General features: G+C 65.7%; 10 protein-coding genes. All 10 read left to right on the top strand.

Translation table 11 applies throughout. From position 1 onward, the window contains the following. Positions 1-1204 (top strand): VCBS domain-containing protein (locus FJW05_RS13530; RefSeq protein ID WP_210239097.1); only part of this gene is annotated, 1204 nt, incomplete at its 5' end. Between the two features lie 37 nt (positions 1205-1241). Beyond that, the gene (locus FJW05_RS13525) at positions 1242-2966 is read left to right on the top strand and encodes a type I secretion system permease/ATPase (protein WP_210239096.1); all 1725 of its coding nucleotides are present in this window, start codon (positions 1242-1244) and stop codon (positions 2964-2966) included. Continuing rightward, positions 2963-4294, top strand: a complete 1332-nt coding sequence (locus tag FJW05_RS13520) for an HlyD family type I secretion periplasmic adaptor subunit (protein WP_140632682.1) — start codon at positions 2963-2965, stop codon at positions 4292-4294. The genes FJW05_RS13525 and FJW05_RS13520 overlap by 4 nt, the downstream gene beginning before the upstream one ends. Before the next feature lie 131 nt (positions 4295-4425). Next, positions 4426-5028: an ANTAR domain-containing response regulator gene (locus FJW05_RS13515; protein WP_140545508.1), complete on the top strand. Its 603-nt coding sequence runs from the start codon at positions 4426-4428 to the stop codon at positions 5026-5028. Between the two features lie 2 nt (positions 5029-5030). Beyond that, a complete protein-coding gene (locus FJW05_RS13510) occupies positions 5031-6257 on the top strand; it encodes a CmpA/NrtA family ABC transporter substrate-binding protein (RefSeq protein WP_181164938.1) in 1227 nt (408 codons plus the stop codon). Positions 6258-6620: 363 nt separating this feature from the next. Then, complete coding sequence (locus tag FJW05_RS13505; RefSeq protein ID WP_140632676.1) at positions 6621-6797, top strand: twin-arginine translocation signal domain-containing protein; 177 nt, start codon at positions 6621-6623, stop codon at positions 6795-6797. Positions 6798-6859: 62 nt separating this feature from the next. After that, on the top strand, positions 6860-8161 hold the full coding sequence (locus FJW05_RS13500; RefSeq protein ID WP_140632673.1) for a nitrate/nitrite transporter: 1302 nt from the start codon (positions 6860-6862) through the stop codon (positions 8159-8161). Positions 8162-8177: 16 nt separating this feature from the next. Continuing rightward, positions 8178-10628 (top strand): nitrite reductase large subunit NirB, encoded by a 2451-nt coding sequence (nirB, locus tag FJW05_RS13495; RefSeq protein ID WP_140632670.1) that lies wholly within the window; start codon positions 8178-8180, stop codon positions 10626-10628. Positions 10629-10633: 5 nt separating this feature from the next. Next, on the top strand, positions 10634-10963 hold the full coding sequence (gene nirD, locus FJW05_RS13490) for a nitrite reductase small subunit NirD (RefSeq protein WP_140632744.1): 330 nt from the start codon (positions 10634-10636) through the stop codon (positions 10961-10963). 4 nt (positions 10964-10967) lie between these two features. Then, positions 10968-13637, top strand: coding sequence for a nitrate reductase (locus tag FJW05_RS13485; protein ID WP_140632667.1), 2670 nt, complete (start codon positions 10968-10970; stop codon positions 13635-13637). The last annotated feature ends 16 nt before the right edge of the window (positions 13638-13653 follow it).

Here is a 13653-nt window from a genome sequence, read left to right as displayed (position 1 = left end):
GGTGAAAGTGGACGACGGCCACGGCAGCACCGACACCCGCACCGTCACCATCCATATCGACGGCACCAACGACGCGGCGGTGATCACCGGCACGAGCAGCGGTTCGGTGACAGAGGACGCTGTGCTGACCGTAAACGGTGCTCTGACCGTCAACGACCCTGACGCAGGCCAGAGTTCGTTCCAGGTGCACAACGGCAGCAACCCGATCGCGGGCACATACGGGTCATTGACCATCGATGCCGCCGGCAACTGGGTTTATACGCTCAACAATGGCGCCGCCAACGTTCAGGCTCTGAACTCCGCGGACCATCCGCATGATCAGATCCATGTAACGTCGGTAGATGGCACGGACCACGTCATCGACATTACGGTGAACGGTGCCGACGAGCCCTTGACCAACCATGCCCCGAGCGCCCCGGTATTCGTCCCAAGCTCGACGCCATTGCCGGATGGACAGGCTCCGACCCTAGGCTCGTTTGTTTCGACCGATCCCGATGCTCAGGACACCGTCACATTCACGAGCACTTTCACGCCCGGCCTCAACAGCAATGGCTCGGTCTCCGTTGCCAGCAACGGCTCGCTGATTGTCAACGTGCCTACGGGGCAGACACTGACCGGGACGCTCACAGTCACCGCGACCGACAACCATGCCGCTTCCTCGTCGCCGCAAACTTTCAATGTCTGGATCGGCAACGGCAGCGGCGGAAACGGGGATGACGGAATCGTTCTCAGCAGCACGAATCCCAACATCGCGGACGGTCGTGCCGGCGCCGACGGGCTGACAGGCTCCAGCGGCGTCGACTACATCTTCGGCGGAAGCGGCAACGATACGGTCAAGGGCCTCGGCGGCGCAGACTGGTTGAGCGGCGGAGCCGGGGATGATCATTTCAGATTCGAAGCGATAAGCGATTCAACGCACTCTGCCTTCGACACCATTCTCGATTTCCAGCACGGGACGGCGGCAACGGGTCACGACTTCATCGACTTTGCGAGCGCCCTTGGCCTAACGGCAACCGGCACGGTCTCGGGTGGAAATCTGGCCGCTCATACCGTTGCCTGGCAGAGCGACGGGAGTGGCAACACGATCGTTTATGCCAATACCGGAACCTCGGCCGAGAGTGTGGCGGGCGGAGCCCACATCATTGAAATCCATCTGATGGGGGTATCCACGCTCACTGCCAACGACTTCAACCTGAGCGCCTGACAACCATGAAAAGTGACAGAGGGCGGCAGATAAGATGATGCAGGACCATTCTGCGCTCAAGCTTGCTCTCTCCCGCTGCCGCGGCGGTTTCGCCGCGGTAGCGGGGTTCAGCTTCGTCATCAACCTGCTCGTGCTCTCGACCTCGATCTACATGCTGCAGGTCTATGATCGCGTGCTGACGGGACGCAGCGTGGAAACGCTCGTCTATCTGACGCTGATTACGACAGCGGCGCTGGCTGCAATGGGCGCGCTCGAATTCTTCCGCTCGCGGCTGCTGGTGCAGCTCGGCACCTGGATCGACCGCGTGCTGTCGCCGCAGGTACTGGGCCGTGGGCTTGAGAACGCGTTGCGCGGCTCATCTTACCGCACCGAGGCGCTGCGCGACCTCGCCACGCTGCGCGGCTATCTTGGCGGCGGCGGCATCATGGCGCTGTTCGACGCGCCATGGATGCCGCTCTATCTTGGCTTCGTCTTCCTGCTGCATCCCCTGCTCGGACTTCTGGCGCTGGGCGGCGCGATCGTTCTGTTCGGCCTCGCCCTTGCCAACAATGCGCTGACGGCCAACACGCTCAAGCAGGCCAACGCCGCTTCCGCGCGCGCCTACCAGGCGGCGGATGCCGGTTTCCGCAATGCCGAAGTCATCGACGGGATGGGCATGGGCGGGGTGCTCGCCCGGCGTTGGGACGCGGCCAATGCGTCCGTGCTCGCGCTGCAGACAACCGCCAGCGACTGGGCCGGCCTGATCAATGCATTCACCAAGCCGTTCCGGATGTTCCTACAGGTCGCGGTGCTGGGGCTCGGCGCCTGGCTGTCGCTGCGCCACGAAGTCTCGCCCGGCGCCATGATCGCGGCGTCGATCATTATGTCGCGCGCGCTCGCGCCGGTCGAGCAGGCTATCGCCACCTGGAAGCAGACCACCGCCGCGCGCGAGGCCTGGCGCCGGCTGGACCGGCTGTTCGAGACTCCGTCGCTGCGCCCGCCGGGGATGGAATTGCCGCGTCCCCAGGGACAGCTCTCGGTCGACGCCGTCACATATATGCCGGCTGGCGCAAAGGAGCCCGTGCTCAGGAACCTCTCCTTCGCCGTGCCGCCGGGCCAGGTGCTTGCGGTGATCGGGCCGTCGGCCGCCGGCAAGTCGACGCTTGCCCGCCTGATCGTCGGCATGCTTTCGCCACAGCAGGGGCGGGTTCGGCTCGACAGTGTCGACGTGTTTGCCTGGAACCGCGCCGATTTCGGCTCCTATGTGGGCTATCTCCCCCAGGACGTCGAACTCTTTCCCGGAACCGTCCGCGAGAACATTGCCCGCATGGAGCAAGGCGATCCGGCCGAGATCGTGGCCGCCGCCCGGATGGCGGGCGTGCACGAGATGATCCTCAGGCTCCCAAATGGCTACGATACCGAGATCGGCGAACAGGGTTCGGTGCTCTCCGGGGGGCAGCGCCAGCGCATCGGCCTTGCCAGGGCGCTCTACCGCCGTCCGGCGCTTGTGGTGCTGGACGAGCCGAACTCCAATCTCGATGCCGTCGGCGAGGAAGCCCTGAACCAGGCGATTGCCGCGATGAAGGAGGCAGGTTCGACCGTTGTGATCGTCGCCCACCGCCCGTCGCTGATGGTGAACGTCGACTGCGTCCTGGTGCTGAACGATGGCCAGTCGCAGATGTTCGGCCCGCGCGACGGCGTGCTTGCGCAACTGCGCCGCCCCGAGCAGCAGTCGGCTGCGCCGCAGGTCCGAGTCGTGAGCTCCGAAAGGACCGGATCGTGACTGAAGCCACCTTGTCGTTGGAAATGCCGCCGCCACCGCCCGCCTGGCCGGCGGTGAGCGCCCATGTCTTCGGCGGCCTGACCGTCATCGGCCTGCTGTTCGGTGGCTTCGGCCTCTGGGCAGCCACCGCGCCGCTGACGAGCGCGGCGGTCGCACCCGGGGTGGTGAAGGTCGACAGCAACCGCAAGACCGTACAGCACCTGGAAGGCGGCATCATCCGGGAAATCCTGGTCCGGGAAGGAGACCAGGTCAGGCAGGGCCAGATACTGGTTCGCCTCGACGGGCTCGACGCGGAATCCGACCGCGATGCCGTGCGCGGTGAACTCGATGCGGCGCTCGCCGGCGAAGCCCGTCTGATCGCGCAGCGCGACGGCCTGAAGACAATTCCTTTTTCGGCGGACCTGTCGGCCCGGCGAAGCGAACCGACCGTCGCCGAGGCCCTTGCCGGTCAGGAGCGTATCTTCCAGGACCAGGCCAAGGTTCAGGCGTCGGAGGTCGAGGTCTGGCAGCAGCGGATAGCCCAGTACCATGCCCAGATGTCGGCGCTCGCTGCGAGAGTTGCGGCCTTCGAGATCCAGTTGCCGTCTCTGCGGGAAGAGTTGGCGGACGCCCGCACGCTTCTCAAGAAAGGCTATGGGGTGAAGTCCCGCGTGCTCCAGCTCGAACGGCAGATCATCGCAGCACAAGGCGAGGCTGAGTCGAACCGTGGGAACATAGAAAGCCTGCGGCAGCAGATCGCCGAGGCGGACGCACAGATCGACAATGGCCGGCTCTCCTATGTCAAGAAGGCTGCCGAGGACCTTCGTGACGTCCAGACCAAACGCTCCGAGCTCGAAAAGGCGCTTCAGAAGACCGACGCGCGCGCGGCGCGCCGGGATGTCGTTGCGCCGGAAGACGGGGCGGTAATGAACCTTCGGTATTTCACGCCGGGCGGAGTTGTACCACCCGGCGGGATTATTCTCGATCTGGTCCCCGATCAGGACAAGATGGTGCTGGACGTCAAGATTCAGCCCCTGGATATCGATGTCGTTCGCCCCGGTCTGCCGGCGACGGTGCGGCTGGTCGCCTATAAGCAGAGAACCACGCCCACGGTGAAGGGCGCCCTTACCCGGGTTTCGGCCGACGCAGAGATCGACGAGCGCAGCGGCGCGACTTTTTTCCGGGGGACCGTCGAGGTGGGCGCCGATGAGCTTAAGAAGCTTCCGCAGGTGAAGCTATATCCGGGAATGCCGGTGGAGGTCTCCGTTGTCACCGGCAAGCGAACCATGCTCGAGTATCTCTTCCAGCCGGTCGCCGACAGTTTTGCTCACGCCTTCAGAGAGGAGTGAGAAAGGCGGCCAACCTCCCCTAACGGCAACGCAGGATTGGGCGGGTCGCAGTTCACGTCTTGAGGGCGGTTGCGATCCGCCCCAGTCGATTGCCGCATTGCGCAATCCCGCCCGGCCTGCACAATAGGCGCATGTCCACCGGTTCGTTGACCATCCTTGTTATCGACGAGAACCGCATCCGTGCCTCGATCATCGAGGCCGGATTGCGGGACGCCGGCCATCGCCACGTCACGGTGGTCCATGACGTCGCCGGCATCGCCCGGCGCATCGCCGAGATCGAGCCGGACGTCATCGTCATCGATCTCGAAAATCCCAACCGCGACATGCTGGAGAACATGTTCCAGCTATCGCGCGTGGTGAAGCGGCCGATCGCGATGTTTGTGGACCGCTCCGACCAGGCCTCGATCGAAGCGGCCGTCGATGCCGGCGTGTCCGCCTATGTGGTCGACGGGCTGAAGAAGGAACGCATCAAGCCGATCCTCGACATGGCGATCAGCCGCTTCAATGCCTTCTCGCGCATGGCGCGCGAACTGGAGGAGGCGCGCAGCGAGCTCGAGAACCGCAAGGTCATCGACCGGGCCAAGGGCATATTGATGAAGTCGCGGGGCTTAAGCGAGGAGGCGGCCTATGCGCTGCTGCGCAAGACCGCCATGAACCAGAACCGCAAGATCGCCGACATCGCCCAGAGCCTAGTGACGGCGGCGGGATTGCTGGGACCGCTGGAGGGCGAATGAGCATGTCGGCAGCGCATCAGATCACCGCCGGCTTCATGCCGCTCCTCGACAGCGCCGTCCTGGTCGCAGCCGGCGAGATGGGCTTTGCCGCGCGCGAGGGCATCGAGCTCAAGCTGCATCGCGAGACCTCCTGGGCCAACATCCGCGACCGCATCGCCATCGGCCACTTTGATGTCGCCCATATGCTCGGGCCGATGCCGCTCGCCTGCAGCCTCGGCCTCACGCCGCTTGCTTCCGAGACCATCGTGCCGTTCTCGCTCGGGCTCGGCGGCAATTGCATCACTGTTTCCAATGCGGTGTGGCAAGGCATGGCGGCGCATGGTGCCGCGGCGGACCTCGATCCGGCGCGCGCCGGAGCGGCGCTCGTCGCACTGATGCGCGAGCGGGCGGCCGCCGGTCGCGAACCGCTGCGTTTCGCCGTCGTGCATCCGCATTCCGGGCACAATTATGAGCTGCGCTACTGGCTCGCCGCCTGCGGCGTCGATCCCGACCGCGACATCGAGATCGTTATCGTGCCGCCGCCCTTCATGGCCGATGCATTGGCCGCCGGCCGCATCGACGGCTGTTGCGTCGGCGAGCCCTGGAACAGCGCCGCCGTCGCGGCAGGCACCGGCCACATCGTCACCGTGAAGGCGCTGCTGTGGCGCAACAGCCCGGAAAAGGTGATCGGGGTGCGCAAAGTCTGGGCGGAGGAGAACCCGGACGCGCTGGCGGCGCTGCTGAGGGCGCTGCATCACTCCGCCCGCTGGTGCCAGGACCCGGCACACCGCGGCGAGCTGGCAGCGCTGATAGCAAGACCGGCTTTTCTCGGCCAGCCGGAGGCGATCCAGATGCCGGCCCTGACCGGGCAGCTTCAACTTGGCGGGGGCGCGGCACGGCGCGTCGAGGATTTCTTCCTGCCCTTCGACAAGGCGGCCAACTTTCCCTGGAAGAGCCATGCGCTCTGGTTCTACACGCAGATGGTGCGCTGGGGACAGTTGCCGCATACGCCGCAAAACCTCGCCGTCGCCCGGGACTGCTACCGGCCCGATCTCTATCGCTCGGCGCTGAAGCCGCTCGGCGTGGCGCTGCCGGGCGCCAATGCCAAGGTCGAAGGGGCGCTGAAGACAGCGACGCCGGTCGGCTCGGCCGGCGCGAGTCTTGTCCTTGGCCCGGACGGATTTTTCGACGGCCAGATCTTCGATCCGGACCGGATAGACGCCTATATTGCCGGCCAGCGGCGCGCCTGATCATTTGCGCGCCATTCTTGTGCATTGCACAAAATTTATGCGCAATGCCTGTGCCATTGATCAATGTTTGACCGCGCTCCCGATCAGCCAGACCAGCGCCCGATTCACGGATCGCGTTGATTTTCCTTAAAATTCTCTTTCGGCGCAAAACTGGCACGCTTCGTGCTTTGAAATAATCGAGCCCGTTCGCGGGCAATGGAACAGGCGTCCAATGGCGGGCGCCACAGGCAAAGCTGCCGCTCAGGTCACCACGCGATCCCGGATGTACGGACGCGCGAGGCTTGGACGGCGGCTTTTTTCGCTTTTGGACCCGACCACGCAAATCGATGGTGCCGATCCAGCCGGCGCCGAGCGGAGACGACGATGACGAAACGGATCGCAACAACATTGCTCAAGGATTTCACCCGTCGCGATTTCCTGGTGAGCAGCGCGCTGACCGCGTCGCTCTTTGCTGCCGCGCTCCTGCTGTTTCCCGCCAATCACGAAACCGAAGGCAAAAGCCCGCAAGTGACCGCGCAAGTCCCGGGCTCGCCCCGCTGATACCGCGCCTCTGATCGACACAACAAGCGCGGCGCCTCCCACGCCGCAAACCGGAGCCCAAGATGACCGCAAATCTCCCAGCCGCGCCAAGCCAGGACAGTGCTTCAAGGCAGGCGCTCGTGATGTCCACCATCGCCTTCACCGTGTGCTTTGCGGTGTGGACGATCTTTTCCATCATCGGCGTGCGCATCAAGCAGGAGCTCGGCCTGAACGAGACCGAGTTCGGCCTGCTCGTCGGCACGCCGATCCTGACGGGCTCGCTCGTGCGCATGGTGCTCGGCATCTGGACCGACCGCTATGGCGGCCGTCTGGTCTACACGGCGACCATGCTGGCGGCCGCGGTCGCGACCTTCCTGCTCGCTTTCGCCCACACCTACGGTCAAATGCTGCTTGCGGCCCTCGGCGTCGGGCTTGCCGGCGGTTCCTTCGCCGTCGGCGTCGCCTATGTCTCGCGCTTCTTCGCGGCCGGAAAACAAGGCACCGCGCTCGGCATTTTCGGCGTCGGCAATGTCGGCGCCGCTGTCACCAAGTTCCTGGCGCCCTTCGTGCTGCTCGCCTGGGGCTGGCAGTCAGTGGCGTTGATCTGGGCCGCGGCGCTGGTCGTCATGGCCGCCATCTTCTGGTTCACCACCGGCGACGACCCGGTCATCCGCGAGCGCCGCGCCGGCAAGGCGGCGCCGGCAAGAAGCTTCTGGCAGGAATTCGCACCGCTGAAGAACCTGCGGGTCTGGCGCCTCGCGTTCTACTATTTCTTCTCCTTCGGCGCGTTCGTGGCGCTGTCGCTCTGGCTGCCGCGCTACCTGATCGGCGTCTACGGCTTCGGCATCGCCACCGCCGGCATGATCGGCGCCGCCTATTCGATCCCCGCCAGCATCTTCCGCGCCTATGGCGGCGTGCTTTCCGACCGCATCGGCGCCCGCACCGTGCTCTACTGGACCTTCAGCGTCTGTGCCGTCGCGACATTCGTTCTGTCTCTCCCCTCGGCAGACTATGTCGTGCGCGGCATCAGCGGGCCGATCCCTTTCCATTTCGAGATCGGCCCGCTCGCCTTCATCGGCGTCGCCTGCGTGCTCGGCTTCTTCATGAGCCTCGGCAAGGCCGCCGTCTACAAGCACATCCCGGCCTATTATCCGCAGAGCGTCGGCGCGGTCGGCGGCGTCGTCGGCATGATCGGCGGGCTCGGCGGCTTCATCCTGCCGATCGCCTTCGGCGCGCTGAACGATCTCACCGGGGTCTGGTCGAGCTGCTTCATGCTGCTCTTCCTCATCGTCGTCTCCTGCCTGGTCTGGATGCACGTCACCATCCGCCGGATGGAGCGCGCCGCCGAGGTCAAGAGCCCGTCCCTATCCTACGCCGCCGAATAGATCGGAGCTGACCGACATGACCGAGAAACTCGTCATCATCGGCAACGGCATGGCGCCGGGCAGGATGCTCGAGCACCTGCTGGAGGCCGCGCCCGACCGCTACGCCGTCACCATCTTCAACGCCGAGCCGCGCGTGAACTACGACCGCATCATGCTGTCGCCGGTGCTTTCGGGCGAGAAGGCGTTCGAGGAGATCGTCATCCATGGCGACGGCTGGTACATCAAGCACGGCATCACCCTCTACAAGGGTCACCGGATCGTCGCCATCGACAGGGAGGCCAAGACCGTCACCTCGGACCACGGCGTCACCGAGAGCTACGACGGCCTCGTTATCGCCACCGGATCGGTTCCCTTCATCATCCCGGTTCCGGGCAAGGAATTGCCCGGCGTGCTCAGCTACCGCGATCTCGACGACGTCAACGCCATGCTGGTTGCCGCGCAATCGCGCGCCAAGGCGGTCGTCATCGGCGGCGGTCTGCTCGGCCTCGAAGCAGCGGCCGGGCTGAAGGAGCGCGGCATGGACGTCACCGTGCTGCACGTCATGCCGACGCTGATGGAGCGCCAGCTCGACCCGGCCGCCGGCTATCTGCTGCAGAAAGCCGTCGAGGCGCGCGGCATCAAGGTCGTGACCAAGGCCAACACCAAGGCCATTCTCGGCAACGGCAAGGTGGAGGGTGTCGAGCTCATGGACGGCACGATCATTCCGGCGACGCTGGTGGTGATGGCGGTCGGCATCCGGCCGAGCACCGCTTTAGCCAAGGAGGCCGGGCTCGAGGTCAATCGCGGCATCGTCGTCGACGACCGCATGCGGACTTCCGACCCCGCCATCATGGCGCTCGGCGAATGCGCCGAGGTCGGCGGCCATGTCTACGGGCTGGTCGCGCCCCTCTACGAGATGGCTCGGGTGGCGGCAGCCAAACTGACGGACACTGAGGACAGGCGCTTCGTCCACTCCGACACGCCGACCAAGCTCAAGGTCACCGGCATTGACCTTTATTCGCTGGGCGACTTCGCCGACGGCGACGACCGCGAGGAGATCATCCTGCGCGACGCCTCGGCCGGCATCTACAAGCGCGTCGTGCTGCAGGACAACCGCATCATCGGCACCGTCTTGTTCGGCGAGACGGCAGACGGCGCGTGGTTCAACGATCTCAAGAAGAAGGCGACCGACATCTCTGAGATGCGCGACACGCTGATCTTCGGCCAGGCGTTCCAGGGGGGCGTTTCCTCGGACCCTTTGGCGGCCGTTGCGGCACTGGCGGATGATGCGGAAATCTGCGGCTGCAACGGCGTCTGCAAGGGCAAGATCACCGGCGCGATCACGGCCAAGGGGCTGACCGGCCTCGACGACGTGCGCGCCCACACCAAGGCCTCGGCCTCATGCGGCTCGTGCACGGGTCTCGTCGAGCAGCTGCTGAAGCTCACGCTGGGTGACGCATACAATCCGGCGGCGGTGCAGCCCATGTGCGGCTGCACGAGCCTTGGCCATGACGACGTGCGGCGCCTGATCAAGGCAAAGGGCCTGAAGACGATCCCCGCGGTTATGCAGGAGCTGGAGTGGAAGACCTCCTGCGGCTGCGCCAAGTGCCGGCCGGCGCTCAATTACTATCTCGTCTGCGACTGGCCGGATCAATATGCCGACGACTACCAGTCGCGCTTCATCAACGAGCGCGTGCACGCCAACATCCAGAAGGACGGCACCTATTCGGTGGTGCCGCGCATGTGGGGCGGCGTCACCAGCTCCGGCGAATTGCGCGCCATCGCCGACGTGGTCGACAAGTTCGATATCCCGATGGTCAAGGTCACGGGCGGCCAGCGCATCGACATGCTTGGCATCCGCAAGGAAGACCTGCCGGCGGTATGGGCCGATCTCGGCAAGGCGGGCTTCGTCTCCGGCCATGCCTATGCCAAGGGCCTGCGCACGGTGAAGACCTGTGTCGGCTCGGACTGGTGCCGCTTCGGCACGCAGGATTCGACGGGGCTCGGCATCCGTATCGAGAAGTTCATGTGGGGTTCCTGGACGCCGGCCAAGGTGAAGATGGCGGTGTCTGGATGCCCGCGCAACTGCGCGGAAGCGACCTGCAAGGATGTCGGCGTGGTGTGCGTCGATTCTGGCTACGAAATTCACTTCGCCGGTGCCGCCGGCCTCGACATCAAGGGCACGGAAGTGCTCGGCCTGGTCAAGACCGAGGACGAGGCGCTGGAGACGATCGTGGCGCTCGTGCAGATGTACCGCGAGCAGGCCCGCTATCTGGAGCGCATCTACAAATGGGCCAAGCGGATCGGCACCGCCGAGATCAAGAAGCAGATCCTGGACGATGCCGAGCGCCGCAGGACCCTCTTCGACCGCTTCGTCTTCAGCCAGAAATTCGCACAGGTCGATCCGTGGTCGGAGCGCGTCTCCGGCAAGGACAAGCACGAGTTCAGGCCGATGGCGTCGGTCGGGTTCGCGGAGGCGGCGGAGTGACCAATATGAACTGGATCGCCATCGGCTCCATCACCGATATTCCGCTGCGCGGGGCGCGTTGCGTTGCGACACCGCAAGGCAAGATCGCCATCTTCCGCACGGCAGACGACCTGGTCTTTGCCATCGACGACCATTGCCCGCACAAGGGCGGGCCGCTCAGCCAGGGCATCGTCCATGGTGCTGCGGTGACCTGCCCGCTGCACAATTGGGTGATCTCGCTGGAGACAGGCAAGGCGGTTGGCGCCGACGAAGGCTCGGTCCGGACTATTCCGGTCAAGGTCGAGGGCGAACGGTTGTTCATCGCGCTCGAAGCGCTGGCCTCGAAAGCGGCCTGAAGGCATGCAAGAAGCACGCGAGGTGAGGACCACCTGCCCCTATTGCGGGGTGGGCTGTGGCGTGCTCGCCGAGGTCGCCGCGGACGGTACGACGACCGTCCGCGGCGACCCCGATCATCCGGCGAATTTCGGCCGGCTCTGCTCGAAAGGTTCCGCCCTTGGCGAGACGCTCGGCCTCGAAGGCCGTTTGCTGCGGCCGGAAATTCTCGGCAAGCCGGCGAGCTGGGACGAAGCGCTCGACCTCGCGGCCGCGAAATTCTCGCAGGCTGTCGCCGAGCACGGCCCGGACTCGGTCGCGTTCTACGTCTCGGGCCAGTTGCTCACCGAGGACTATTACGTTGCCAACAAGCTGATGAAGGGCTTCATCGGCTCGGGCAATATCGACACCAACTCGCGGCTCTGCATGGCCTCGTCCGTCGCCGGCCACCGCCGCGCTTTCGGCGAGGACATCGTTCCGGGCGTCTATGAGGATTTCGAGCGCGCCGATCTCATCGTGCTCACCGGCTCCAACACCGCATGGTGCCATCCGGTGCTCTACCAGCGCATGCTCGCGGCGCGGAGCGCACGCGGGACCAGGATCGTCGTCATCGACCCGCGCCGTACCGCAACCGCCGACGAGTGCGACCTGCATCTGGCGCTCGATCCCGGCACGGATGTGCTCTTGTTCAACGGGCTGCTGGCGCATCTCGCGCAGGCCGGAAAGACCGATGCCGGTTTCATCCGCGACCATACAACGGGCTTCGATGCGGCAGCTTCGCTCGCCGGCGCCGATGCGCCGTCGATCGCGCGCGTCGCGAAAGGCTGCGGACTGGCGGCAGCCGACGTCCAGGCCTTCTACGATCTCTTCGCCGAGACCGAGCGGACGGTCACCGTCTACAGCCAGGGCGTCAACCAGTCAGCGCATGGGACCGACAAGGTCAACGCCATCATCAACTGTCATCTCGCCACCGGCCGTATCGGCAAGCCCGGCATGGGGCCGTTCTCGGTCACCGGACAGCCGAACGCCATGGGCGGGCGCGAGGTCGGAGGGCTTGCCAACCAGCTCGCCGCGCATATGGATTTCGGGGACGAGGCCAATATCGACCGGGTTTCCCGCTTCTGGAATGCGCCAAACGTCGCGCGGCGCGGCGGCTTGAAGGCTGTGGACATGTTCGAGGCGGTCGCGGACGGTCGCATCAAGGCCTTGTGGGTCATGGGCACCAATCCCGCCGTCTCGATGCCCGACGCTTCGCGTGTGCGCGCTGCGTTGTCCAAATGCGATTTCGTCGCGGTCTCGGATGTGACCCGCACCGACACCACGCGCTATGCCGACGTGCTGCTGCCGGCCGCCGCCTGGGGCGAGAAGGACGGCACCGTCACCAATTCGGAACGGCGTCTCTCGCGCCAGCGGCCGTTCCTGCCGCCGCCCGGCGAGGCGAAAGCCGACTGGCGCATCATCTGCGAGGTTGCCGCGCGCATGGGTTTTGGCGAGGCCTTCGCCTACCGGACGCCGGCCGCGATCTTCCGCGAGCACGCCGCGCTGTCCGCCTTCGAGAACGACGGCAAGCGCCTGTTCGACCTTGGTCGCGTGGCTGATCTCAGCGACGAAGATTATTACGCTTTCGCGCCGCGTCATTGGCCCGCACCGGAGCGAGGCGAGCAGCAGATACGATTGTTCGCCGAAGGTGGTTTCCCGACGCCGGACGGCCGCGCGCGTTTTGTGCCGGTGCGGCAGGAGGCGACGGCCTTCACGGTCGATGCCGACTATCCGCTCGCCTTGAACACGGGCCGGCTGCGCGACCAGTGGCACACCATGACGCGCACCGGAAACGTGCCGCGTTTGATGGCGAACGCGCCGGAGCCCGCGGTCGACCTTCATCCGGCGGACGCGGCCGCGTATCGTCTCAAGGGCGGAGACCTCGCTCATCTTTCAACCCGCTTCGGCTTCGTCCGCGCCAGGGTGCGCGTGGCCGACGCGCAGCGGCGCGGCCATGCCTTCATGCCCATGCATTGGAGCGGCCAGTTCGCGGCCAGGGCGGCAGCCGGCCTCTTGTCCTCACCGGTCACCGATCCGCATTCCGGCCAGCCGGAGCTCAAGCATGTCCCGGTCAGGATCGTGCGCGAAGAGACTGGCTGGGCCGGCGTGCTCATCACGCGGCGCGATCTCAGGCCGACGGGTTTCGTCCATTGGAGCCGGCATGCTGTCGAGGGCGGATGGGTCTACGAACTCACCGGGACCGAGCCGCCGGACCAGGGCATCCTGCTGGCGCGCAAGCTGCTCGGCGCGCAGCGACGGGATCAGCTCCTGGAATACACCGACCGTCGCGGGCTCGCCTATCGCGCCGCCGCCATCGACGAAGGCGGGGCCATGGCCGAAGCCTTGCTGGTCGCCGCTCCGGACCAGTTGCCGATGCGGGACTGGCTGGTGTCGTTGCTCGCCACGCGCCAGCCGCTCTCGGCTGCAGACCGGCACGCGCTTCTGTCCGGTCGCTCGCCCGTGCCCATGCCTGCCATCGGGCGCGTGGTGTGCGCCTGCTTCCATGTCGGCGCCAACCAGCTCGCTTCGGCGGTCGCCTCGGGATGCGACAGCCTGGAGGCGATCGGTTCGACGCTGCGCGCGGGCACCAATTGCGGGTCATGCCGTTCGGAGATCAGGGCGATCATCGACTCAAGCCGTGTGCAGGCCGCCGAGTAACGCATGCGTGCCGCCG

This window comes from Mesorhizobium sp. B2-9-1 (assembly GCF_006439455.1).
In the GTDB taxonomy this organism is placed as follows: domain Bacteria; phylum Pseudomonadota; class Alphaproteobacteria; order Rhizobiales; family Rhizobiaceae; genus Mesorhizobium.
The sequence above is the reverse complement of the archived record's forward strand: the minus strand, read 5'-3'. Positions and strand labels throughout refer to the sequence as shown.

Excerpts from the sequence above, each read along its gene's own strand:
- FJW05_RS13500 (WP_140632673.1), top strand. The coding sequence starts at position 6,860 with ATGACCGCAAATCTCCCAGCCGCGCCAAGCCAGGACAGTGCTTCAAGG.
- FJW05_RS13485 (WP_140632667.1), top strand. The coding sequence starts at position 10,968 with ATGCAAGAAGCACGCGAGGTGAGGACCACCTGCCCCTATTGCGGGGTG.
- FJW05_RS13510 (WP_181164938.1), top strand. The coding sequence starts at position 5,031 with ATGTCGGCAGCGCATCAGATCACCGCCGGCTTCATGCCGCTCCTCGAC.
- nirB (WP_140632670.1), top strand. The coding sequence starts at position 8,178 with ATGACCGAGAAACTCGTCATCATCGGCAACGGCATGGCGCCGGGCAGG.
- FJW05_RS13515 (WP_140545508.1), top strand. The coding sequence starts at position 4,426 with ATGTCCACCGGTTCGTTGACCATCCTTGTTATCGACGAGAACCGCATC.
- FJW05_RS13505 (WP_140632676.1), top strand. The coding sequence starts at position 6,621 with ATGACGAAACGGATCGCAACAACATTGCTCAAGGATTTCACCCGTCGC.
- FJW05_RS13525 (WP_210239096.1), top strand. The coding sequence starts at position 1,242 with ATGCAGGACCATTCTGCGCTCAAGCTTGCTCTCTCCCGCTGCCGCGGC.
- nirD (WP_140632744.1), top strand. The coding sequence starts at position 10,634 with ATGAACTGGATCGCCATCGGCTCCATCACCGATATTCCGCTGCGCGGG.